This window comes from Aeromonas sp. CD (assembly GCF_033349375.1).
Lineage (GTDB): Bacteria > Pseudomonadota > Gammaproteobacteria > Enterobacterales > Aeromonadaceae > Aeromonas > Aeromonas hydrophila.
Genome location: NZ_CP137631.1, coordinates 4,807,807 through 4,830,000, shown reverse-complemented (window position 1 = coordinate 4,830,000; position 22,194 = coordinate 4,807,807). Strand labels below are relative to the sequence as shown.

Below are 22,194 nucleotides of genomic sequence, written 5' to 3'. Positions count from 1 at the left end.
ACTCCTGACTGACCGATAGTGAACCAGTACCGTGAGGGAAAGGCGAAAAGAACCCCTGTGAGGGGAGTGAAATAGAACCTGAAACCGTGTACGTACAAGCAGTGGGAGCCCTTCGGGGTGACTGCGTACCTTTTGTATAATGGGTCAGCGACTTACATTTTGTAGCGAGGTTAACCGTATAGGGGAGCCGTAGGGAAACCGAGTCTTAACTGGGCGTCTAGTTGCAAGGTGTAGACCCGAAACCGGGTGATCTAGCCATGGGCAGGTTGAAGGTTGAGTAACATCAACTGGAGGACCGAACCCACTAACGTTGCAAAGTTAGGGGATGACCTGTGGCTGGGGGTGAAAGGCCAATCAAACTCGGAGATAGCTGGTTCTCCCCGAAAGCTATTTAGGTAGCGCCTCGGACGAATACTACTGGGGGTAGAGCACTGTTTGGGCTAGGGGGTCATCCCGACTTACCAACCCCATGCAAACTCCGAATACCAGTAAGTAATATCCGGGAGACACACGGCGGGTGCTAACGTCCGTCGTGAAGAGGGAAACAACCCAGACCGCCGGCTAAGGTCCCAAAGTTCTGGTTAAGTGGGAAACGATGTGGGAAGGCTCAGACAGCTAGGATGTTGGCTTAGAAGCAGCCATCATTTAAAGAAAGCGTAATAGCTCACTAGTCGAGTCGGCCTGCGCGGAAGATGTAACGGGGCTCAAACCAGGCACCGAAGCCGCGGATTCACACTAAGTGTGAGTGGTAGGGGAGCGTTCTGTAAGTCTGCGAAGGTGTGTCGAGAGGCATGCTGGAGATATCAGAAGTGCGAATGCTGACGTAAGTAACGATAAAGGGGGTGAAAAGCCTCCTCGCCGGAAGACCAAGGGTTCCTGTCCAACGTTAATCGGGGCAGGGTGAGTCGACCCCTAAGGCGAGGCCGAAAGGCGTAGTCGATGGGAAGCAGGTTAATATTCCTGCACGACTTGTAATTGCGATGGGGGGACGGAGAAGGCTAGGTGGGCCAGGCGACGGTTGTCCTGGTGAAAGTGCGTAGGTGGTGTTTCTAGGCAAATCCGGAGACACAACACTGAGACACGAGACGAACACACTACGGTGTGGAAGCCATTGATGCCCTGCTTCCAGGAAAAGCCTCTAAGCTTCAGATTACAAGTCATCGTACCCCAAACCGACACAGGTGGTCGGGTAGAGAATACCAAGGCGCTTGAGAGAACTCGGGTGAAGGAACTAGGCAAAATAGAACCGTAACTTCGGGAGAAGGTTCGCTCTTGACAGTGAAGTCCCTTGCGGATGGAGCAGTTGGGAGTCGCAGTGACCAGATGGCTGGGACTGTTTATCAAAAACACAGCACTCTGCAAACACGAAAGTGGACGTATAGGGTGTGACACCTGCCCGGTGCCGGAAGGTTAATTGATGGGGTTAGCGCAAGCGAAGCTCTTGATCGAAGCCCCGGTAAACGGCGGCCGTAACTATAACGGTCCTAAGGTAGCGAAATTCCTTGTCGGGTAAGTTCCGACCTGCACGAATGGTGTAACCATGGCCATGCTGTCTCCACCCGAGACTCAGTGAAATCGAATTCGCCGTGAAGATGCGGTGTACCCGCGGCTAGACGGAAAGACCCCGTGAACCTTTACTACAGCTTGGCACTGAACATTGAACCTACATGTGTAGGATAGGTGGGAGGCTTTGAAGGCGTGACGCCAGTTGCGCTGGAGCCGTCCTTGAAATACCACCCTTGTATGTTTGATGTTCTAACGCAGGCCCATGAATCTGGGTCGCGGACAGTGCCTGGTGGGTAGTTTGACTGGGGCGGTCTCCTCCCAAAGAGTAACGGAGGAGCACGAAGGTTGGCTAATCCTGGTCGGACATCAGGAGGTTAGTGCAATGGCATAAGCCAGCTTAACTGCGAGACGGACAGGTCGAGCAGGTACGAAAGTAGGTCATAGTGATCCGGTGGTTCTGAATGGAAGGGCCATCGCTCAACGGATAAAAGGTACTCCGGGGATAACAGGCTGATACCGCCCAAGAGTTCATATCGACGGCGGTGTTTGGCACCTCGATGTCGGCTCATCACATCCTGGGGCTGAAGTCGGTCCCAAGGGTATGGCTGTTCGCCATTTAAAGTGGTACGCGAGCTGGGTTCAGAACGTCGTGAGACAGTTCGGTCCCTATCTGCCGTGGGCGTTGGATGATTGAAGGGAGTTGCTCCTAGTACGAGAGGACCGGAGTGAACGAACCTCTGGTGTTCGGGTTGTCACGCCAGTGGCACTGCCCGGTAGCTAAGTTCGGAATCGATAACCGCTGAAAGCATCTAAGCGGGAAGCGAGCCCTGAGATGAGTCATCCCTGACCCCTTGAGGGTCCTAAAGGGCCGTTGGAGACCACAACGTTGATAGGTGGGGTGTGTAAGCGCGGCGACGTGTTGAGCTAACCCATACTAATTACCCGTGAGGCTTAACCATACAACACCCAAGAAGTGTTTCTGGCCTTGTAGCAAATACGAACGAATTACTTACCTCAGCTTTCTTAGATTGAAGAATTTGCCTGGCGGCCATAGCGCCGTGGAACCACCTGATCCCATGCCGAACTCAGAAGTGAAACGCGGTAGCGCCGATGGTAGTGTGGCATTCGCCATGCGAGAGTAGGACACTGCCAGGCATCAATTAAGCAATCACAGCGATGTGGTTGGTCGCGATACGACGTCAGGTTGTATTGGACAGAAGATTTAGATAGCGCACACAGTGCGGTCTTTACCGGTTAGTGTGCTGATATGGCTCAGTTGGTAGAGCGCATCCTTGGTAAGGATGAGGTCCCCAGTTCGACTCTGGGTATCAGCACCATTAAATATTAAAGCCTCCCAATCGGGAGGCTTTTTTGTATCCGCTTCTCTCAGTTTACCGAAATCTGCCTGGCATCGAGATAGAACCGAGCCTGTCCAGAGGCTTCTATCTGAATGGCTGCCACCAGTCGTTCATTGCGAGTGTATTCCCACTGCTTATCGATCGACGTCAAGGGTGGCTTGTTGATACCCAGTGTCTGCAGATACTCATGAAACAAGCCTGCGCTGCCGATCTCGGTCAATCCTGCTTTCATCCCAATCAACTCCCTTTTATTGTTGCTGTTTATCAATAGTAACAGTCTCATATGTATTCAATATGAACGCTTTTCTATCAAATTGATCCAAGCTAAGTTGTGGATTGAAAAAGCCGTTGGTGTTTGAAAAAAGGAAGCAAAAACATGCTGATAAAGAACCTGCGTCTGGTCGGCAGGGAGGGGATGTGGCAGATCCTCTGCCAGGATGGCCTGATGCGTGCCATCGAACCCATGAGCACCCCTCTGCTCGCAGCCCACGAGCTTGATGGTGAGGAGGGGCTCGCCATCGCCCCCTTTGTCGAGCCTCACATCCATCTTGATACCACCCAGACGGCCGGTGAGCCGAGCTGGAACCTCTCTGGCACCCTGTTCGAGGGGATCGAACGCTGGGCCGAGCGCAAGGCACTGCTGACCCATGAGGATGTGAAGCAGCGGGCCATCCAGACGCTGAAGTGGCAGATTGCCAACGGCATCCAGTTCGTCCGCACCCACGTGGATGTCTCTGACCCCAATCTGGTCGCCCTGAAGGCCATGCTGGAAGTGCGGGAGGAGATGAAGGAGTGGGTGGAGCTGCAGATAGTGGCCTTCCCGCAGGAGGGGATCCTCTCCTACCCCAACGGCAAGGCGCTGCTTGAAGAGGCGCTCAAGCTGGGCGCCGACGTGATAGGCGCCATCCCCCATTTCGAGTTCACTCGGGAATATGGGGTCGAAAGTCTGCATTATGTGTTCGATCTGGCCGAGAAGTATCAGGTTCTGGTGGATGTGCACTGCGACGAGATCGACGACGAGCAGTCCCGCTTCATCGAGACGCTGGCAACCCTGTCCTACGAGCGTGGCATGGGTCAGCGGGTGACCGCCAGCCACACCACTGCCATGCACTCCTACAACGGTGCCTATGCGTCCCGCCTGTTCCGGCTGCTGAAGATGGCGGGCATCAACTTTGTCGCCAATCCGCTGGTGAACATCCACCTGCAGGGGCGCTTCGACAGCTATCCCAAGCGTCGTGGCATCACCCGGGTGAAGGAGATGCTGGAAGCTAACATCAATGTCTGTTTCGGCCATGACGACGTGTTCGATCCCTGGTATCCCATGGGCACCGCCAACATGCTGCAGGTGCTGCATATGGGGCTGCATGTCTGTCAGATCATGGGCTACGAGCAGATCAACGACAGCCTCAAGCTGATCAGCAGCCACAGTGCACGCACCCTGAATGTGCATGATCGCTACGGCATCGAGGTGGGCAAACCAGCCAACCTGCTGATCCTGTCCGCCGAGAACGGCTTTGATGCGGTGCGCCGCCAGGTACCGGTGCGTTACTCCATTCGCGGTGGCCGGGTGATTGCGCAAACCACGCCATCCTACACCTCGATTCATCTCGCTCAGGTCGAGCCGGTCGACTTTCGCCGTTGATGCGGGCGATGTCGATTAATTGCCCTGCTGTCCCCCGGGCCTGACATTTTGCATAATGTTGGCCCGATACTATGGAGGCGTGCTCCCATGCAAACCTGGTTATATGTTGCCGCCGGCGGGGCCATCGGCGCCTGCCTGCGCTTTGGTATCGCCGAACTGATGGCGCTGTTGTTGGGACGTCACTTCCCCTATGGCACCCTGATGGTCAACGTGGTCGGCTCCTTCATCATGGGCATTGCCTTTGCGCTGATCAGTCATGGTCATGTGGTAGAGCACCCGCTGAAACCGCTGCTGATGGTGGGTATCCTCGGTGCCCTGACTACCTTCTCCTCCTTCGCGCTGGATACCGTGGTACTGGCCCAGCAGGGGGCCTATCTGAAAGCCGCCCTCAATATCGGCCTCAACCTGTTTCTCTGTCTGGCCATGGTAGTGCTGGGGATGCAGTTGGTCGCCAGCCGGGTTTAAGGTGTCCGCACGCCATTGGCTCTGGTAAACTGGCGGCCATTCTTTGCTCTATGGGTGTTTAAGGGATGTCAGAACAGACTACGACAACGCATTTTGGCTTTAAAACCGTGGCCTCGACCGAGAAAGAAACCCTGGTCGCCGGCGTCTTCCATTCGGTGGCAGCCAAGTATGATCTGATGAACGATCTGATGTCGTTCGGCATCCACCGCCTGTGGAAGCGCTTTACCATCGACTGCTCCGGCGTGCGCAAGGGCCAGAAGGTGCTGGATCTGGCCGGTGGTACCGGTGATCTGACCGCCAAGTTCTCCCGCATCGTCGGCGAGACCGGCCAGGTGGTGCTGGCGGACATCAACGACTCCATGCTCAAGGTGGGCCGCGACAAGCTGCGCAATCTGGGAGTGGCCAACAACGTCTCCTACGTGCAGGCCAATGCCGAGGCGCTCCCGTTCCCTGACAACCATTTCGACGTCATCACCATCGGTTTCGGCCTGCGCAACGTCACCGACAAGGACAAGGCGCTTGCCTCCATGTTCCGGGTGCTCAAGCCGGGTGGCCGCCTGCTGGTGCTGGAGTTCTCCAAGCCGGTCAGCGAAGTGATCGCCAAGCTGTACGATCTCTACTCCTTCAAACTGCTGCCGAAAATGGGCGAAATCGTCGCGAACGACAGCGAAAGCTACAAATACCTGGCGGAATCGATCCGCATGCACCCGGATCAGCAGACCCTGGCAGGCATGATGGAGAATGTCGGTTTCGAACAGGTCGAGTTCTACAACCTGACCCAGGGCGTGGTCGCCCTGCACCGCGGTTACAAGTTTTAAGGTCGCCTATGCCGATGGATGCCATGGTCACCGCGGTGATCGAAACCAGCCTCAACCAGCTGCTGACGCTCGACAAGCAGAGTCCGGAGCGGCTGCGCAAATTGATGGGCAAGGTACTGAAGCTGGAGCTGCGCGAGCTCAAGCCACTCTGGTTTGTCTTCTCCGAGCGCCGGCTGGATGTGCTGGCGAAATTCGAAGGGGAGGCCGATGCGGTGCTGAGCCTCTCCCTGACCGCGCTCGGCCTGCTCAAGGACCCCTCCGCCCTGACCCGCTACATCCGCGAGGAGAAGCTGGATCTGAGCGGCGACCCTCAGCTGGTGCAGGCGTTCAGCGTGTTGCTGGGCGAGCTGGATATCGACTGGGAAGAGGAGCTGTCCCGTTATACCGGCGATGTGCTGGCCCACACCCTGCTGCGCGGCGCCAGTCAGGCTCGTCGGCTGCTGGGGCGTGAATTGTGCCGCAGCCAGCGCCAACTGGCCGAATACCTGACCGAAGAGATCCGGCTTGCGCCGGGTCCGCTGGAAGTGGCCAGCTTCAACGACGATGTCGAGTTGCTGGCCCAGCAGATGAAAGCGGTCGAGCTGCGGCTGGCCCGCTTCGAGCAGCAGGTAGCCTGATGACCCCGAAGGAGTTCAAGCGCCTCTATCGCATCATCAGCATCCTGCTGGAGCAGGGTATCGACGAGCTGGTGCCAGCCCGTTACCAGCCCTGGCCCGGCCGGCTGGCCCGTCGCAGCCTGTTCTGGCTCAAGAACAAACGTCAGGGGCTGAACCGCGGTGCCCGCATCCGGCTCGCCTTCGAGGCGCTCGGCCCCATCTTCATCAAGTTCGGTCAGATGCTGTCGACCCGGCGCGATCTGCTGCCGCCGGACATCGCCGAGGAGCTGGCACTGCTGCAAGACAGGGTGCCCCCCTTCTGTGGTCAGGCAGCCCGCCGCCAGATCGAGGCGAGCCTGGGCTGCACCATCGAGACCCTGTTTGACGATTTCGACGAGACACCGCTGGCGTCGGCCTCCATCGCCCAGGTGCATACCGCCCGGCTGAAGGAAAACGGCCGCGAGATCGTCATCAAGGTGATCCGTCCCGACATCGAGCCGGTCATCGAGGCCGACCTGCGGCTGATGCAGGCGCTGGCCCGTCTGGTGGCCCGTTTCGTGCCCCAGAGCGGACGACTGCGCCCCATCGAGGTGGTGGAAGAGTATCGCAAGACCATCCTCGACGAGCTCAACCTGATGCGCGAAGCGGCCAACGCCATCCAGCTGCGCCGCAACTTCACCGGCTCCGAGGCGCTCTACGTGCCCGAGGTGTTCACCGAGCACTGCCGCGAGCAGGTGCTGGTGATGGAGCGGATCTATGGCATTCCGGTCTCCGACATTGCCGCGCTGGAGGCCAACGGCACCAACATGAAGCTGCTGGCCGAGCGTGGGGTGGAGGTGTTCTTCACCCAGGTGTTCCGCGACAGCTTCTTCCACGCCGACATGCACCCGGGCAACATCTTCGTCTCCTACGAACATCCGGAAAACCCGCTCTGGATCGGCATCGACTGCGGCATCGTCGGCACCCTCAACCGGGAAGACAAGCGCTACCTGGCCGAGAACTTCCTCGCCTTCTTCAACCGTGACTACCGCCGGGTGGCCGAGCTGCACGTGGAGTCCGGCTGGGTGCCGCCCGATACCAAGGTGGACGAGTTCGAGTTCGCCATCCGCACCGTGCTGGAGCCCATCTTCGAGAAGCCGCTGTCGGAGATCTCGTTCGGCCACGTGCTGCTCAACCTGTTCAACACCGCGCGCCGCTTCAACATGCAGGTGCAGCCGCAGCTGGTGCTGCTGCAGAAGACCCTGCTCTATGTGGAGGGGCTGGGTCGTCAGCTCTACCCGCAGCTCGATTTGTGGCAGACCGCCAAGCCCTATCTGGAAAACTGGATGTATCAGCAGGTGGGGCCCAAGGCGGTGTGGAATGCCATCAAGGAGAAGGCGCCATTCTGGGCGGAAAAGCTGCCGGAACTGCCGGAGCTGGTCTACGAGACCCTGCGCCAGACCCGTCATCAGCAGCGCCACTTCGACCAGATGTTTGCCGATTTTCGCCGGCACAGTCGCCGCCAGGGTCAGGCTCGCTACCTCTTAGGGGTTGGAGCCAGCCTGCTATTGGCCGGTGTATTCTTGCTGACCCAAAAACAACACATTGAGTGGGGACAAATCAGCCTCGCCGGCGCCGGGTTATGCTGGCTGCTGGGTTGGTTGCGAACCCGTTCTCATTAAATAAACTGCGCCAGCAGGCGCCTGTTCTGGAGAGAAAGTCATGGGTGGTATCAGTATTTGGCAATTGTTGATCATCGCAGTCATCGTCGTGCTGCTGTTCGGTACCAAGAAACTGCGCGGCATCGGCGGTGATCTGGGCGCCGCGGTCAAGGGCTTCAAGAAGGCGCTGTCCGACGAGCCGGAGACCAAGTCCGAACAGAAAGATGCCGAGTTTCCGCCGAAACAGCTGAACGAAGCAGCCGGCCAGCCTAGCGATGCTGCCAAGCAGAAAGATAAAGATCAGGCCTAAGCCATGTTCGATATCGGTTTCTGGGAGCTGGTTGTCATTGGTGTCGTCGCCCTGGTGGTGCTCGGCCCCGAGCGGCTGCCCGTGGCGATCCGTACCGCCAGCCACTGGATCAGACTGATCCGCAGCACCGCCAACTCGGTCAAGGCCGAGCTGGAGCAGGAGCTCAAGTTGCAGGATCTGCACAACGACCTGAAGAAGGCCGAACAGTTGCAGATGAACAACCTGAGCCCCGAGCTGCAGGAGTCTATCGAGCAGCTGAAAACGGCCGCACAATCGGTGACCCGTCCATACGAACAACAAAATACCATCCAGCCCGCGCCGGCTGCCGCCGAGGTGAAGGAGGCGCCGGCAGCCCCCGTCAGCGTGGCGACACCTGATGAGGAGCCTACCGTGATCCCCGCCGCAAGTGCCCAGCCGAGCGCCGAACAAGGGGAGGTGAAGCCATGAGTCAGGCCGAACAACCCCTGATCAGCCATCTGGTCGAGCTGAGAACGCGCCTGCTGCGCTCCATCTCGGCCATCCTGCTGGTGTTCATCGCGCTGATCTACTTCTCCAACAACATCTACGACTTCGTGGCCCAGCCGCTGCTGAGTCAGTTGCCGGAAGGGACCAGCATGATAGCGACGGATGTGGCGACCCCCTTCCTGACGCCGATCAAGCTGACCCTGGTGGTCTCCTTCTTCGTGGCGATCCCCTATCTGCTCTATCAGGCCTGGGCCTTCATCGCCCCCGGTCTGTACCAGCATGAACGGCGCCTGATCATGCCGCTGGTCGCCTCCAGTGCCGTGCTGTTCTATGCCGGCATGGCGTTCGCCTACTACGTGGTGTTCCCGCTGGTGTTCGGTTTCTTCACCAGCACCGCGCCCGCCGGGGTGACGGTGGCGACCGACATCGCCAGCTATCTGGACTTCGTGCTGACCCTGTTCTTTGCGTTCGGGGTGGCGTTCGAAATTCCGGTGGCCACCATACTGCTGTGCTGGACCGGGGTGACCAGTCCCAAGAGCCTGCGGGAGAAGCGTCCCTACGTCATCGTCGGGGTGTTCGTGGTCGGCATGCTGTTGACGCCGCCCGATGTCTTTTCCCAGACCCTGCTCGCGATCCCCATGTGGGGTTTGTGGGAGATAGGTCTGTTCTTCGCCCGCTTCTACGTGAAAGAAGAGAGCGAAGAGAAGCAGGAACAGACTGAAGAGGGGAGCTAAGGCTCCCTTCCTCTTTTCATGCTCCCGTTCGAGGCGTATGGTAAGGCCCCATTGAGTAGATGGTTTTCAAATACCTGATATGTCTTCCTTTTGTTCGGACCCGCTGACCCCATGATCGACATAGGTGTAAACCTGACCAGCAGCCAGTTTGCCGATGAACAGGCCGATCTGGTGGCCCGCGCCCGCGCCGCCGGGGTGGAGGCGCTGATCCTGACCGGTACCGATCTGGCCGGCAGCCGCGAGAGCGCCACCCTTGCCGCCCGCTGGCCGGGTTACTGTTTCTCCACCGCCGGGGTCCACCCCCACGATGCCAAGGGCGTCGATGAGGCGACCCTGCCCGCCCTGCGCGAGCTGGCGGCGCTGCCACAAGTGGTGGCCATCGGCGAGTGCGGGCTCGACTACAATCGCGACTTTTCCCCCCGCCCGGTGCAGGATGCGGTATTCGACGCCCAGCTGGCGCTGGCCGCCGAGCTCGGGATGCCGGTGTTTCTCCACTGCCGCGATGCTCACGCCCGTTTCATCGAGATCCTGCGCCCCTGGCTGCCGAAACTGCCGGGGGCCGTGCTGCACTGCTTCACCGGCTCCGACGAGGAGCTGGACCAGTGTCTGGCGCTGGGGCTGCATATCGGGGTAACCGGCTGGCTGTGTGACGAGCGTCGTGGCCAGTTGCTGCGCGAGCAGGTGGCCCGCATTCCGGCCGGCCGGCTGATGATCGAGACCGATGCCCCCTATCTGGTGCCGCGGGATCTGAAGCCCAGACCAAAACGCAACGAACCCGCTTTTTTGCCGCACATCGCCCAGGTGGTGGCGGCCTGCCGTGGTGAAGCGCCCGAGGCCTTGCTGGCCCACACCCGGGCCACCTCCGCCGCGTTCTTCCAACTTCCTCTTCAGGAGTGATTCATGGCTACAACTCTTCCAGGCGCCTTTCCGGGTCGCCGCCTGCGCCGGGTGCGCAAACATGATTTCAGCCGTCGTCTGGTGCGCGAGAACGTACTGACCGCCAACGATCTCATCTATCCCGTGTTCGTGCTGGAGGGGGAGAACCGTCGTGAGGCCGTCACCTCCATGCCGGGGGTGGACAGGCTCTCCATCGATCTGCTGCTGAAAGAGGCTGCCGAGCTGGTTGCGCTGGGCGTGCCGGCCATCGCCTTGTTCCCAGTCACCCCGCTGGAGCAGAAGAGTCTGCTGGCGGAAGAGGCCTACAACCCGGACGGGCTGGCCCAGCGGGCGACGCGCGCCCTCAAGGCGAGCTTCCCGGAGCTGGGGGTCATCACCGACGTGGCGCTCGATCCGTTCACCACCCATGGTCAGGACGGCATCATCGATGACGAAGGCTATGTGCTGAACGACATCACCACCGAGATCCTGGTGAAACAGGCGCTCTCCCACGCTGCTGCCGGGGTCGATATCGTCGCGCCGTCCGACATGATGGACGGCCGCATCGGCGCCATCCGCGCAGCGCTGGAAGAGAACGGCTTCATCAACACCCAGATCATGGCCTACTCCGCCAAGTACGCCTCCTGCTACTACGGTCCGTTCCGCGACGCGGTGGGCTCTGCCGGCAACCTCGGCAAGAGCAACAAGGCCACCTACCAGATGGATCCGGCCAACAGCAACGAAGCCCTGCACGAGGTGGCGCTGGATATCCAGGAAGGGGCCGACAGCGTGATGGTCAAGCCGGGCATGCCCTATCTGGACGTGATCCGCCAGGTGAAGGATCAGTTCGGCGTACCGACCTTCGCCTATCAGGTGAGCGGCGAGTACGCCATGCACATGGCGGCCATTCAGAACGGCTGGCTGAAGGAGAAGGAGAGCATCATGGAGTCCCTGCTCTGCTTCAAGCGGGCCGGGGCCGATGGCATCCTCACCTACTTCGCCAAGCGGGCTGCCCAGTGGCTGCAGGAAGACGCCAGCCGCTGATGCAGCTTGCCTGATGTCACCGACAATGCCGGCCCCTGGGCCGGCATTGTCGTCTTTGGCATCTGGATCGCCGTTTTAATGAGCAGATCCTGGCGAAAAGTGGACAACAGGCCGCGCTCTGGCAGGCAAAGGCTTGATTAATGAGGTTTCTGCCTACATCTTAGGTAGTCCAAGCAAGCTTCTGGACGGCAGGGGCTGTAGAGAATTTAGAGGTATCGCAGGATGAACAACCCTTTGCTGACAATGGACTCGCTGCCCCCTTTCAGCCAGATCCAGCCCGATCAGGTCCAGCCTGCCGTGACGCAGGCCATCGCCGATTGCAAACAGAAGATCAGCGATGTGCTGGCCCAGCGCGACCCCCACACCTGGGACAGCCTGATCGCCCCGCTGGAAGAGGTCAACGACCGCCTGGCGCGGATCTGGTCGCCGGTCAGTCACCTCAACTCCGTACTCAACAGCGAAGCGCTGCGCGCGGCCCACGATGCCTGCCTGCCGCTGCTGTCTGAATTCCAGACCTATGTCGGCCAGCACGAGGGGCTCTATCAGGCCTATCGCGAACTGGCCGAGAGCGACGACTTCCCGCTGCTGAGCGGCGCCCAGCGCAAGGAGATCCAGAACACCCTGCGCGATTTTCGCCTGTCCGGTATCGGCCTGCCCGCCGAGGCGCAGCAGCGCTACGGCGAGATCCAGGCCCGCCTCTCCGAGCTGGCTTCCCGTTTCAGCAACAACGTGCTGGATGCGACCCAGGGCTGGAGCAAGCTGGTGACCGACGAGGCCGAGCTGGCCGGTTTGCCGCAGAGCGCACAGGCCGCCGCCCGCCAGCTGGCCGAGCTGAAGGGCAAGGAGGGCTGGCTGTTCACCCTGGACATCCCCTCCTACCTGCCGGTGATGATGTATGCCGACAACCGCGCGCTGCGTGCCGAGCTGTATGAGGCCTTCACCACCCGCGCCTCGGATCAGGGCCCCAACGCTGGCAAGTGGGACAACTCCGCCATCATGACCGAGCTGCTTGCCCTGCGCCGCGAGCTGGCCCAGCTGCTCGGCTTTGCCAACTACGCCGAGCTCTCCCTGGCCACCAAGATGGCGGACAAGCCCGAGCAGGTGGTGAACTTCCTCACCGATCTGGCGGCCAAGTCCCTGCCGCAGGGCAAGGCCGAGCTGGAAGAGATCCGCGCCTTCGCCGCCGAGCAACACGGTCAGCGCGAGCTGGCCGCCTGGGATCTCGCCTACTACGCCGAGAAGCTCAAGCAGCACAAGTTCTCCATCTCCGACGAGCAGCTGCGCCCCTACTTCCCCGCCAGCAAGGTGGTGAAGGGGCTGTTCGAGGTGGTCAAGCGGGTGTTCGGCATGAAGGTGCGCGAGCGCCTCGGCATCGACACCTGGCACCCGGACGTGCGCTTCTACGACATCTTCGACGCCGAGGACGAGCTGCGCGGCAGCTTCTACCTCGACCTCTATGCCCGCGAGCACAAGCAGGGCGGCGCCTGGATGGACGTCTGCCTGGGTCGTCGCTACCGTCAGGATGGATCCTTGCAAAAGCCGGTGGCCTACCTGACCTGCAACTTCAACGGTCCGGTGGACGGCAAACCCGCCCTGTTCACCCACAACGAAGTGGTCACCCTGTTCCACGAGTTCGGCCATGGCATTCACCACATGCTGACCCGCATCGACGTGGCCGGCGTGGCCGGCATCAACGGCGTGGCCTGGGACGCGGTGGAGCTGCCGAGCCAGTTCCTCGAGAACTGGTGCTGGGAGTCCGAGGCGCTGGCCTTCATCTCCGGCCATCACGAGACCGGCGAGCCGCTGCCTGCCGACCTGCTGGAGAAGATGTTGACCGCCCGCAACTTCCAGGCGGCGATGCAGATGCTGCGCCAGCTGGAGTTCGCCCTGTTCGACTTCCGTCTGCACCAGGAGTTCGACCCGGCCAGCGCGGATCAGATCCCGACCCTGCTGAGGGAAGTGCGCAGCCAGGTGGCGGTGATGACGCCGCCGGCCTTCAACCGCTTCCAGCACAGCTTCTCCCACATCTTCGCGGGCGGTTATGCGGCGGGCTACTACAGCTACAAGTGGGCCGAGGTGCTCTCTGCGGATGCCTTCTCCCGCTTCGAGGAAGAGGGAATCTTCAACCCGGCCACCGGCCAGTCCTTCCTGAGGAACATCCTGGAAAAGGGTGGCTCCAAGGAGCCGATGGAGCTGTTCCGAGCCTTCCGTGGCCGCGAGCCTCAGGTGGATGCGCTGCTCCGTCACAGCGGGATTGCCGCGTGAGTTTGCGGGGCCCGGCTGGCGTGAGCTTCAAGCAGGTACAGTTTTGCCACATAGTGGGATCACAGCGTGATTTTTGAGATAAAAAGGGACCTTTTGGTCCCTTTTCTCAAGGCTTTTTAATATCTTGCGGATAGCATGTTTGCACTGTCCCCGGCTCTTCAGTAGAGTCGGGTCCTACCTTCCAAGGAGAGAAAGAACCTTGCCATGAGGCGAGCACTCGAGTCTGTCTATCAAATCATCTCAAGTCTGTCTCATTCGAGTGGTCAGGGATATTTCGATACCTTTGTGAGTGAAATCGCAGCAGCGGTCGGGGCCGACTTCGTCCTGATTTCAGGCAGGGATCAAGCGGGGCTCTCTTTCAAGGTGCACGCCGCCCACCCCGCGTCTCTCGACATCACCAATTTCAGCTTTCCGGTCAGCGCCACCCTGGGGGAGATCACCCTGCAGGAGGGAGAGACCTGGTTCAGCGATCGGGTACAGCAGCTGTTTCCCCATGCCGCCGTGTTGCAGGCCTGGCACATCCAGGCCTATGCCGGCATCGCTCTCAAGAGTGCCCAGGGGGAGACGGTCGGCATCTGCAGCGTGCTGTTCAAGCGGCCGCTCACCAACATGGACAAGGTGATGGGCCTGTTGCGCCTGCTGGCCCCGCTGGCCGGGCGTGAACTGGCGCTGATGCTGCAACAGCCGGCACCGCCCCAGCCCGAGTACCACGATTTTCTGCACACCATGATGTCCCACGCGCCGGTGGGGATCGGCAAGCTCGATCTGCACGGCAAGATCCTCTGGACCAACCCGGCCATCGAAAAGATGCTGGGCTACAGCCAGAGCGAGCTGCTGCACCGCACCGCCGCCGAGCTCAATCACCCGGAAGACTGGCTGCGCAGCGCCGCCTGTTATGAAGAGCTCAAGCGCGGCGAGCGCACCGCCTTCACCCAGGAGAAGCGCTACCTGCACCGGGACGGTCAGGTGCTGTGGGGGCGGGTCACCGTCACCCTGGTGCGGGACGATCAGCTGCAGCCCGACTACCTGATGGTGGTGCTGGAGAACATCGATCCCCTCAAGCGCCACGCCGAACAGCTCAAGCTCTCCCACCGGGTCTATGACAATCTCTCCGAGGCGATCCTGGTGTGCGATGCCGACAGCCGCATCATCTCGGTCAACCCTGCGTTCGAGCAGATCACCGGTTACAGCGAGGAGGAAGTGTGCGGTCAGCGGCCCAGCATGCTCAAGTCCGGGCTGCACGATCAGGCCTTCTACGCCGACATGTACCACGCGCTGGAGCGGGTGGGGGTGTGGCGTGGCGAGGTGTGGAACAAGCGCAAGAACGGCAAGCTCTACCCCCAGCAGCTGATGATCAGCACCCTGCGGGAAGGGGGGCGGATCAGCCAGTACATCGCCATCTTCAGCGACCTCTCCCAGACCAAGCTGGCGGAGCAGAAGATCGCCGCCCAGGCCAACTACGACAACCTCACCGGGCTGCCCAACCGCTGGCTGTTCGGCCGCTGCCTCAGCCGCTTCTGCGAGCGGGGCGAGCGCTTCGCGCTGATGGTGCTCGACCTCAACAACTTCAAGGCGGTCAACAACAGCATGGATCACCACGCCGGTGACGCCCTGCTGCGGGAGGTGTCGGATCGGCTGGTGAGTCGGGTGCGCACCGAGGACCTGGTGGCCCGTATCGGCGGCGACGAGTTCGCCTTCCTGGTGCCGGGCATCGTCAACCGTCGTCAGGCCGAGGTGTTTGCCAAGCAGGTGATCGGCGGCTTCGCCCGTCCCTTCATGCTGGCCAACCAGCACCTCTACGTGACGGCCACCATCGGCATCACCCTCTGCCCGGGCGATGGTCTGGAGAGCGACGAGCTGCTGCGCAACGCCGAGCAGGCGCTGTTTGCCGCCAAGCGGCAGGGACGGCTGCTCGGCAGCTACTGTGCCTCCATGCGCGAAGAGGTGCGCCAGCGCCACCAGATGCAGCAGGATCTGGCGGAGGCGATCAAGCTCGAGCAGTTGACCATGGCCTACCAGCCGATCTGGGACAACCGCAGTGGCCGGGTCGCCAAGCTGGAGGCGCTGGTGCGCTGGTACCACCCGCACTGGGGCCAGGTGTCGCCGGCGGACTTCATTCCGTTGGCGGAGGAGGCCGGGCTCATCCAGGGGCTGGGGGCGCTGGTGCTGTGGCAGTCGTGTCGGGATCTGGCGCGACTGCAGCAGTCCGGCTTCCCGGATCTGCAGATGTCGATCAACCGCTCCACCTTGGAGTTCCAGACCATTGACCCGGAGGCGAGCGAGTGGCTCAAGGTGATCCACCACTTCGGGCTGGACCCGGCGGACATCGTCATCGAGATCACCGAGTCCCTGCTGATGGAGACCAGCGATCAGCACAGGGTGCGGATCGATGCCCTGCGCGAGGCGGGCTGCAAGCTGGCCATCGACGACTTCGGCACCGGCTACTCGGCGCTCAACTATCTGCGCAACTTCCCGGTGGACCTGGTCAAGATCGACCGGGCCTTCGTGCGCCACATCCCGTTCAATGAACAGGACCGGCTGCTGCTGGACGGCATCATCAACATAGTGCACAACCTCGGCATGCAGGTGGTGATCGAGGGGGTGGAGACTCGCGAGCAGCTCAACTTCCTCTGCCAGAAGGGGTGCGCCTTCACCCAGGGCTATCTGCTGAGCCGGCCTCTGGCCTACGACGACCTCACCGAGTACCTGCAACTCAACGACAAGAGCATGTTCCTGCAGACCAGCTAGCCTGTCCGCCTCTCCTTCGGCCAGAGCCCCTACAGCGACCTTCGGGGGCTGTGATACACTCCGCCCACTGATACCGCCACACAGTCGATACCATGCAGATCCTCCTCGAAGACCCCGCCAAGGCGCCTCAGGCAGAAGCCCTGGCCAGCCAGCTCGGCCAGACCGACCTTCCCCAGTTTGCCCTGGTGTTCACCGCGGCGCGGCTGGAGCTGCGCAAGCTGGACGAGCCCAAGCTGGGTGCGGTCTACGTGGACTTCGTCGAAGGGGCGGTCGCCCATCGCCGCAAGTTCGGCGGCGGCCGTGGCCAATCCATCGCCAAGGCGGTGGGACTCAAGGCGGGCGCCATGCCGCGGGTGGTGGATGCCACCGCCGGGCTGGGGCGCGATGCCTTCGTGCTTGCCTCCCTCGGCTGCAAGGTGACCATGATTGAGCGCAGCCCCGTGGTGGCCGCCCTGTTGCAGGACGGGCTGGTGCGGGCGGCGCAGGACCCCGAGATCGGCCCCTGGGTACGCGAGCGGATGCAGCTGCTGCACGGCCCGGCGGTGGAGACCTTGCAGGGGCTGACCGAGCGGCCCGACGTCATCTACCTCGACCCCATGTTCCCCCACAAGCAGAAGTCGGCGCTGGTGAAAAAAGAGATGCGGGTGTTCCAGTCGCTGGTGGGGCCGGATCTCGACGCCGATGCCCTGCTGCCGGCAGCGCTCGCCATGGCGGACAAGCGGGTGGTGGTGAAACGGCCCGACTACGCCGGCTGGCTCAACGAGCACAAGCCGAGCATGGCCATCGAGACCAAGAGCAACCGCTTCGATGTCTATGTGATGGCGGCGCTGGCGGGATAACGCCACATGCGAGGGTAAAAGAAGAGGGCCAACCCGGCGGGGTTGGCCCTCTTGCCATCTATTGGCCGCCGGCCGGGGCCGGCGGGACAAAGCGGATCAGCTTCTCCTCCCCCTGCCAGCTGAGCGCCATGGTGGCCAGCTCCGCCAGGCTCAGTCGCTCGCCACCTTGCAGCAGCAGGTACTCGACCCCTTCTCTGGCCTCGATGGTGCGGATCCTGTCCGCCCACTGATGGCCGTCCCGGCCGGTGAGGGTGACCGGCAGCTGCCAGCTGGCGGCGATCTCCAGCCAGTCGTAGAGATCGCAACTGATGGGTTGGTAGGTGCTCATGTGCGGGTCGCCCTCTGGTCGCCGGTTACTGGAAGTTGATGCTGGTGGCGGGTGCCACCACCGCCTGGGCTTTCTGCACCTGTTCCAGTTGCAGCGGGTCGCCGGCCAGCGCCGGATCGTCCTCGTTGCCATTGCAGACCAGCGCCAGGTCGTAGCTGCCGAGATTAACAAATCCCAACTCGTAACCAAAGCCGCCACCGCTTTGCGGCAACACGGGCGCGCTGGCGTAGAAGCCGTTGTCGCTGTCCGCCATGTCGGGGTAGTTGTCATCGTTTCTGGGCTGGTAGAAGTAGACGAAGGCCTTGTCGGTCAGCTGGCCGCCGCACAGCCCGGCCGCCACCGTGCCCTTGACGGTGGTGACCTGGGTGTTGTTCACCAGCCGCACCCCTCTGGGTTTGAGCTTGTAGTACTGCTCGTGGCCCGGCAGCACCATGGCCTGGCGCAGGTCGAACTCGGTGGTGAAGGCGCTGAGGCCGTTGGCGGCGATAGTAAAGGCATCCAGCTTGAGTTCGCTGCTGGGCACCTCCAGCGGCTTGATCACCCCATCATCCCGTTTGACGTAGGAGTAGGGGGTGCCATCCAGAAACTGGTTGGCGACCTCCCGTCCGTCCAGTACCCGCAGCCGCATCTGGCTGTAGTCGCCGGGCACCACGCTCTGGCTGGCCAGCAGCGGGCGGCTGACGGAGCCCTGGTATTGCAGCAGGTCGATGTAGGTGAACAGCGGCCTCCCTGCGCTGTCGAGCGGGATGGTCTCGCCGCTCGGGGTGCAGCCATCGTCCTGGGCCGAGGTGAGGAAACTGGCGGTGGTCCAGCTCTGCTCGGTACCGGCGACGGGGTGGATGCTGATGTTGGCGACGGCGATGCAGACCTTGCTGACGGCATCCACCGGGGCATCGGAGAAGGCCAGCGAGAGCTGGGCCTGTTGCGGGCTGTTGTTGTCGCCGCCGCCTCCGCCGCCACAGGCGGTGAGCAGGGCGGTCAGGCCGATCAGGGTCAAGGGTTTCATGGCGTCCATTCCGGTTGTGAAGACAACCCTACTCTAGTCGAGCGGCGCTAATGGCGCAGGTGACAGCCAGCGGGAAAAGGATGAGCTCGGGGTGCCAGCCCAATGAAATCAAGGGTCAGCTTTGAACGGCGCCAGTCATGGCTGCGAAAGAGATTGTCGGAACGGTGGGGCAGGTGGCTGGGGCACAGATTGGGCGAGGCCCAATCAGGCTTCCAGCAGCCGGGTGGGCCAGCCCATCTTCTGCTGGCGTTCCACCTCGAAACGCAGTTCGCTGGCGCGCAGGTAGTGCTCGTCCAGCCAGCCGCTCGGCAGGGTCAGGGTCAGTGCATCTTCATCGGCTTCGAGGGTGAAGCGGGGCACTGTGCCCTGAGTGCGGCGCATGCAGAGGATCAGCGCGATGCGCAGGATGCGGGCCAGCCGGATCGCCTGGCGACCGGTGACGGCACCCTGCTTCTCCAGCGGTTCCAGCTTGAATTCGTCCCGCTGGTTGAACAGCAGGGCCGACAACAGCTTCTTCTGGGCCGGGGTAAAGCCAGGCATGTCGATGTTGTCGATGATGTAGGCGGCGTGTTGCGGCGCCTTCTTGTACTCGATGCACAGACCGATCTCGTGCAGCAGGGCCGCGTAGCGCAGGATCGGGCGCCCGTAGCGTTTCGAGAGTCGCCAGGCCGGCTGCAGCTGGTTGAACGCCTCGACGGCGGTGTCGCGCACCCGTTCGGCGTGCTCCTTGTCCAGCTGGTAGCGGTTGATCAGGCTGTCGGCGGTGCGATCGCGGGCATCACAGTCGTGATTGTTGCCGAGCAGGCCGTAGATTAAGCCCTCGCGCAGGGCGCCACCCGCCAGGGTCATGCTCTCGATGTTGAGGGTTTCGAAGATGGCGATCAGGATGGCGAGACCGGAGGGGAACACGGTCAGCCGTTCGGCCGCCAGCCCTTCCAGCTGCAGCTGGTCGAGCTTGCCGCAGGCAATAGCCTGACCCATCAGCTCTTGCAGCTTGGGCAGGGTGACCCGCTCGCTCTTCCCTTGTGCCAGCATGATCTCCTGCAGCGCCTGCACCGTGCCGGAGGCACCGACACAGGTACGCCAGCCGAGCGCACGATAATCTTCCGCCACCTTCTCCAGTACCGCCTTGGCGGCGGCGATGGCCTGCTTGAAGCGGGCCTCGGAGAGCTCGCCGTCACCGAAGTGGTTGTTGAGCCAGGTGACGCAGCCCATGTGCAGGCTGTTGAGCAGTTTCGCTTCGCTGTGTTCGCCGATCACCAGCTCGGTACTGGCGCCGCCGATATCGATCACCAGCCGGTTGCCTTCGCCGGCCGAGGTCCAGGAGACCCCCTCATAGATGGTCTTTGCCTCTTCCTCGCCCGAGATGATCTCGATGCTGTGGTTGAGCACCCGTTCCGCTTCGCTGAGGAACTCGTCGACGTTGGTGGCAAGGCGCAGGGTGGCGGTGCCCACTACCCGGATATTGTCGGCCGGAATGTCCTGCAGCTGTTCGGAGAACAGGCGCAGGCAGTCCCAGCCCCGCTCCATGGCGGCACGGCTGAGACGAAACTCCGGATCGAGCCCGGCGGCGAGGCGAACCTTGCGCTTGACCTTGGTGACGGTGCGCAGGGCACCGGCGACCTCGCGCACCACCAGCATGTGAAAGCTGTTGGAGCCGAGGTCGATGGCGGCATAGAGCGGCGAGTTGTGCAACTGGGCCAGTCCTTTCAGCTCTTGCGGGGCGGACGACGGCGGTTGTTGCTGTTGCCACCGCCCTGGCGATCGCGCATGTTGCGGTTCACCGGCTGACGGTTGCGGAACACCCGCTTCGGTGCGGTCACGTCATCCAGCAGCGCCTCGCGGTCATACTTGCTGACCGGGATCGGGTGGTGAATGTACTCCTCGATGGCCGGCAGATTGAAGGCATAGTCTTCACAGGCCAGGCTGATGGAGTGACCGCTCTTGCCGGCACGACCGGTACGACCGATGCGGTGTACGTAGTCTTCGGCGTCGTCGGGCAGGTCATAGTTGAAGACGTGGGTCACGTCCGGGATGTGCAGACCGCGGGCGGCCACGTCGGTGGCAACCAGGATGTCGACCGTGCCCTTGGTGAAGTCTTCCAGGATCTTCATCCGCTTCTTCTGCGGCACGTCACCGGTCAGCAGGCCGACACGGTGGCCGTCGTTCTCCAGCCAGGCATGAACGTCTTCACAGACGTGCTTGGTGTTGGCGAAGACGATGGCTTTCTCCGGCCACTCTTCTTCCATCAGGGAGAGCAGCAGCAACATCTTGTCTTCGTTGGAGGGGTAGAACAGCTCCTCCTTGATCCGCACGCCAGTCATCTGCTCCGGCTCGATCTGCACATGTTCCGGGTGGTTCATGTGTTCGTAGGCCAGCTCCTGCACCCGCAGGGAGAGGGTGGCGGAGAACAGCATGCTCAGACGCTCGGTGGCGGGCGGCATGCGGCGGAACAGGAAACGGATGTCCTTGATGAAGCCGAGATCGAACATGCGATCCGCTTCGTCCAGTACCACGACCTGGATATTGCTCAGATCGATGACCTTGGACTTGAAGTAGTCGATGATGCGGCCAGTGGTGCCGATCAGGATGTCGACACCCTGCTCCAGCACGGCCAGCTGCTTGTCGTACCCTTCGCCACCGTAGGCGAGGCCGAGCTTGAGGCCGGTCGAGGCGGACATGCTTTCCGCGTCATTGTAGATCTGGACTGCCAGCTCCCGGGTCGGGGCCATGATGATGGCGCGCGGCTGGTTGATGAGGCGCGGCTTGGTCAGCGGATGGGTCAACAAATAGTTGAAGGTGGCGGCCAGGAAGGCAAGGGTTTTGCCGGTCCCTGTCTGGGCCTGACCGGCGAGGTCATGACCTTCTACCAGCAGTGGCAGAGACAGTGCCTGGATGGGGGTGCAATAGTGAAATCCCTTTGATTCCAGACCAGCCAGAACTTCGGGTTCGAGGCCCATTTGGGCGAATTTGTCGGTCGTTAAATGTGTTTTGCTCATGGCGGTAGGTTATCAGGTTAGGCTTGCAATAATAAACAGGATCATTTCAAATAGGGCAACTATTGCCTTTGTTGATACGTCAATAAAGCCTTAATTACTGACTGGAGTTGGAGATGAGTGACAAGATTGTTCAGCTGAGCGATGCCAGCTTCGAGGCAGATGTAATCAAAGCCGATGGCGCCGTTCTGGTCGACTTCTGGGCCGAATGGTGTGGTCCGTGCAAGATGATTGCCCCGATCCTGAACGAAGTCGCCCAAGAGTATGCCGGTCGCGTGACCGTGGCGAAATTGAACATCGACCATAACGCCGACACTCCGCCCAAGTATGGCATTCGTGGTATTCCGACCCTCTTGCTGTTCAAGAATGGCGAAGTGGCAGCGACCAAGGTCGGTGCCCTGTCCAAGACTCAGCTGAAAGAGTTCCTGGACGGTAACCTGTAATAATCAAAGAGGAGCGCATTGCAATAATGCGCTCCTTCTGTTTTATCACCTAGACGCTCACCCCGATTGGTGCTAATTTATCGCTCGTTTGCTAACCTTTTTGCCTGACTCTTTG

At 61.2% G+C, this 22,194-nt stretch carries 19 protein-coding genes, 1 tRNA gene and 2 rRNA genes (1 of these 22 only partly in view); 17 read left to right on the top strand and 5 right to left on the bottom strand.

Features of this window, described 5'->3' with window-relative positions:
* From R2E40_RS22645 to R2E40_RS22635, 3 genes are all read left to right on the top strand, one after another.
* A 23S ribosomal RNA gene (locus tag R2E40_RS22645) occupies window positions 1-2,465 on the top strand; it begins 424 nt to the left of the window's first position.
* An 81-nt stretch (window positions 2,466-2,546) separates the two neighbouring features.
* Window positions 2,547-2,661, top strand: a 5S ribosomal RNA gene (rrf, locus tag R2E40_RS22640).
* Between the two features lie 106 nt (window positions 2,662-2,767).
* Window positions 2,768-2,843: transfer RNA gene (locus tag R2E40_RS22635), tRNA-Thr, on the top strand.
* A 49-nt stretch (window positions 2,844-2,892) separates the two neighbouring features.
* Here the strand turns inward: R2E40_RS22635 and R2E40_RS22630 are convergent.
* Window positions 2,893-3,147: a hypothetical protein gene (locus R2E40_RS22630; protein ID WP_016348944.1), complete on the bottom strand. Its 255-nt coding sequence runs from the start codon at window positions 3,145-3,147 to the stop codon at window positions 2,893-2,895.
* A gap of 93 nt (window positions 3,148-3,240) precedes the next feature.
* On the opposite strand from R2E40_RS22630, the gene R2E40_RS22625 reads away from it, so the two are divergent.
* From R2E40_RS22625 to R2E40_RS22565, 13 genes are all read left to right on the top strand, one after another.
* The gene (locus R2E40_RS22625) at window positions 3,241-4,506 is read left to right on the top strand and encodes a cytosine deaminase (RefSeq protein ID WP_318164431.1); all 1,266 of its coding nucleotides are present in this window, start codon (window positions 3,241-3,243) and stop codon (window positions 4,504-4,506) included.
* Window positions 4,507-4,593: 87 nt separating this feature from the next.
* The gene (gene crcB, locus R2E40_RS22620) at window positions 4,594-4,971 is read left to right on the top strand and encodes a fluoride efflux transporter CrcB (RefSeq protein WP_016348946.1); all 378 of its coding nucleotides are present in this window, start codon (window positions 4,594-4,596) and stop codon (window positions 4,969-4,971) included.
* 65 nt (window positions 4,972-5,036) lie between these two features.
* A complete protein-coding gene (gene ubiE / locus R2E40_RS22615; protein WP_011704116.1) occupies window positions 5,037-5,789 on the top strand; it encodes a bifunctional demethylmenaquinone methyltransferase/2-methoxy-6-polyprenyl-1,4-benzoquinol methylase UbiE in 753 nt (250 codons plus the stop codon).
* Between the two features lie 8 nt (window positions 5,790-5,797).
* Complete coding sequence (locus R2E40_RS22610; RefSeq protein ID WP_318164430.1) at window positions 5,798-6,406, top strand: SCP2 domain-containing protein; 609 nt, start codon at window positions 5,798-5,800, stop codon at window positions 6,404-6,406.
* Entirely contained in the window at window positions 6,406-8,046 is a 1,641-nt protein-coding gene (ubiB, locus tag R2E40_RS22605) for a ubiquinone biosynthesis regulatory protein kinase UbiB (RefSeq protein WP_011704118.1), read from the top strand. Before R2E40_RS22610 ends, ubiB begins: the two co-directional genes overlap by 1 nt.
* Before the next feature lie 40 nt (window positions 8,047-8,086).
* Window positions 8,087-8,335, top strand: coding sequence for a Sec-independent protein translocase subunit TatA (gene tatA / locus R2E40_RS22600; protein WP_011704119.1), 249 nt, complete (start codon window positions 8,087-8,089; stop codon window positions 8,333-8,335).
* A 3-nt stretch (window positions 8,336-8,338) separates the two neighbouring features.
* Window positions 8,339-8,782, top strand: coding sequence for a Sec-independent protein translocase protein TatB (gene tatB / locus R2E40_RS22595; RefSeq protein WP_242796810.1), 444 nt, complete (start codon window positions 8,339-8,341; stop codon window positions 8,780-8,782).
* On the top strand, window positions 8,779-9,534 hold the full coding sequence (tatC, locus tag R2E40_RS22590) for a twin-arginine translocase subunit TatC (protein WP_011704121.1): 756 nt from the start codon (window positions 8,779-8,781) through the stop codon (window positions 9,532-9,534). The genes tatB and tatC overlap by 4 nt, the downstream gene beginning before the upstream one ends.
* Before the next feature lie 111 nt (window positions 9,535-9,645).
* Entirely contained in the window at window positions 9,646-10,431 is a 786-nt protein-coding gene (locus R2E40_RS22585) for a TatD family hydrolase (RefSeq protein ID WP_242796808.1), read from the top strand.
* 3 nt (window positions 10,432-10,434) lie between these two features.
* Complete coding sequence (gene hemB / locus R2E40_RS22580; RefSeq protein ID WP_039215398.1) at window positions 10,435-11,454, top strand: porphobilinogen synthase; 1,020 nt, start codon at window positions 10,435-10,437, stop codon at window positions 11,452-11,454.
* A 222-nt stretch (window positions 11,455-11,676) separates the two neighbouring features.
* Window positions 11,677-13,719 (top strand): oligopeptidase A, encoded by a 2,043-nt coding sequence (gene prlC / locus R2E40_RS22575; protein WP_318164429.1) that lies wholly within the window; start codon window positions 11,677-11,679, stop codon window positions 13,717-13,719.
* A gap of 204 nt (window positions 13,720-13,923) precedes the next feature.
* Window positions 13,924-16,467: an EAL domain-containing protein gene (locus tag R2E40_RS22570; RefSeq protein ID WP_219281081.1), complete on the top strand. Its 2,544-nt coding sequence runs from the start codon at window positions 13,924-13,926 to the stop codon at window positions 16,465-16,467.
* A 92-nt stretch (window positions 16,468-16,559) separates the two neighbouring features.
* A complete protein-coding gene (locus tag R2E40_RS22565; protein ID WP_318164428.1) occupies window positions 16,560-17,306 on the top strand; it encodes a class I SAM-dependent methyltransferase in 747 nt (248 codons plus the stop codon).
* 58 nt (window positions 17,307-17,364) lie between these two features.
* Here R2E40_RS22565 and R2E40_RS22560 read toward each other — a convergent pair whose 3' ends face one another.
* The 4 genes from R2E40_RS22560 to rhlB all read right to left on the bottom strand — a co-directional run bounded on the left by R2E40_RS22560 (window position 17,365) and on the right by rhlB (window position 21,639).
* Window positions 17,365-17,634, bottom strand: coding sequence for a Rho-binding antiterminator (locus tag R2E40_RS22560; RefSeq protein ID WP_318164427.1), 270 nt, complete (start codon window positions 17,632-17,634; stop codon window positions 17,365-17,367).
* Between the two features lie 25 nt (window positions 17,635-17,659).
* Window positions 17,660-18,640, bottom strand: coding sequence for a DUF4382 domain-containing protein (locus R2E40_RS22555; RefSeq protein ID WP_318164426.1), 981 nt, complete (start codon window positions 18,638-18,640; stop codon window positions 17,660-17,662).
* 204 nt (window positions 18,641-18,844) lie between these two features.
* On the bottom strand, window positions 18,845-20,335 hold the full coding sequence (gene gppA, locus R2E40_RS22550) for a guanosine-5'-triphosphate,3'-diphosphate diphosphatase (protein WP_016348957.1): 1,491 nt from the start codon (window positions 20,333-20,335) through the stop codon (window positions 18,845-18,847).
* Window positions 20,336-20,349: 14 nt separating this feature from the next.
* Window positions 20,350-21,639 (bottom strand): ATP-dependent RNA helicase RhlB, encoded by a 1,290-nt coding sequence (gene rhlB, locus R2E40_RS22545; protein ID WP_011704129.1) that lies wholly within the window; start codon window positions 21,637-21,639, stop codon window positions 20,350-20,352.
* Window positions 21,640-21,752: 113 nt separating this feature from the next.
* Between rhlB and trxA the strand changes: the two genes are divergently transcribed.
* Complete coding sequence (gene trxA, locus R2E40_RS22540) at window positions 21,753-22,079, top strand: thioredoxin TrxA (protein ID WP_005307306.1); 327 nt, start codon at window positions 21,753-21,755, stop codon at window positions 22,077-22,079.
* Window positions 22,080-22,194 lie beyond the last annotated feature (115 nt).

What these genes read in the sequence shown, in the direction of transcription:
- R2E40_RS22625 (WP_318164431.1), top strand. Translation starts at nt 3,241, where the DNA reads ATGCTGATAAAGAACCTGCGTCTGGTCGGCAGGGAGGGGATGTGGCAG.
- ubiB (WP_011704118.1), top strand. Translation starts at nt 6,406, where the DNA reads ATGACCCCGAAGGAGTTCAAGCGCCTCTATCGCATCATCAGCATCCTG.
- prlC (WP_318164429.1), top strand. Translation starts at nt 11,677, where the DNA reads ATGAACAACCCTTTGCTGACAATGGACTCGCTGCCCCCTTTCAGCCAG.
- trxA (WP_005307306.1), top strand. Translation starts at nt 21,753, where the DNA reads ATGAGTGACAAGATTGTTCAGCTGAGCGATGCCAGCTTCGAGGCAGAT.
- R2E40_RS22610 (WP_318164430.1), top strand. Translation starts at nt 5,798, where the DNA reads ATGCCGATGGATGCCATGGTCACCGCGGTGATCGAAACCAGCCTCAAC.
- crcB (WP_016348946.1), top strand. Translation starts at nt 4,594, where the DNA reads ATGCAAACCTGGTTATATGTTGCCGCCGGCGGGGCCATCGGCGCCTGC.
- R2E40_RS22630 (WP_016348944.1), bottom strand. Translation starts at nt 3,147, where the DNA reads ATGAGACTGTTACTATTGATAAACAGCAACAATAAAAGGGAGTTGATT.
- tatC (WP_011704121.1), top strand. Translation starts at nt 8,779, where the DNA reads ATGAGTCAGGCCGAACAACCCCTGATCAGCCATCTGGTCGAGCTGAGA.
- R2E40_RS22570 (WP_219281081.1), top strand. Translation starts at nt 13,924, where the DNA reads ATGAGGCGAGCACTCGAGTCTGTCTATCAAATCATCTCAAGTCTGTCT.
- R2E40_RS22555 (WP_318164426.1), bottom strand. Translation starts at nt 18,640, where the DNA reads ATGAAACCCTTGACCCTGATCGGCCTGACCGCCCTGCTCACCGCCTGT.
- rhlB (WP_011704129.1), bottom strand. Translation starts at nt 21,639, where the DNA reads ATGAGCAAAACACATTTAACGACCGACAAATTCGCCCAAATGGGCCTC.
- R2E40_RS22585 (WP_242796808.1), top strand. Translation starts at nt 9,646, where the DNA reads ATGATCGACATAGGTGTAAACCTGACCAGCAGCCAGTTTGCCGATGAA.
- hemB (WP_039215398.1), top strand. Translation starts at nt 10,435, where the DNA reads ATGGCTACAACTCTTCCAGGCGCCTTTCCGGGTCGCCGCCTGCGCCGG.
- tatA (WP_011704119.1), top strand. Translation starts at nt 8,087, where the DNA reads ATGGGTGGTATCAGTATTTGGCAATTGTTGATCATCGCAGTCATCGTC.
- R2E40_RS22560 (WP_318164427.1), bottom strand. Translation starts at nt 17,634, where the DNA reads ATGAGCACCTACCAACCCATCAGTTGCGATCTCTACGACTGGCTGGAG.
- R2E40_RS22565 (WP_318164428.1), top strand. Translation starts at nt 16,560, where the DNA reads ATGCAGATCCTCCTCGAAGACCCCGCCAAGGCGCCTCAGGCAGAAGCC.
- ubiE (WP_011704116.1), top strand. Translation starts at nt 5,037, where the DNA reads ATGTCAGAACAGACTACGACAACGCATTTTGGCTTTAAAACCGTGGCC.
- tatB (WP_242796810.1), top strand. Translation starts at nt 8,339, where the DNA reads ATGTTCGATATCGGTTTCTGGGAGCTGGTTGTCATTGGTGTCGTCGCC.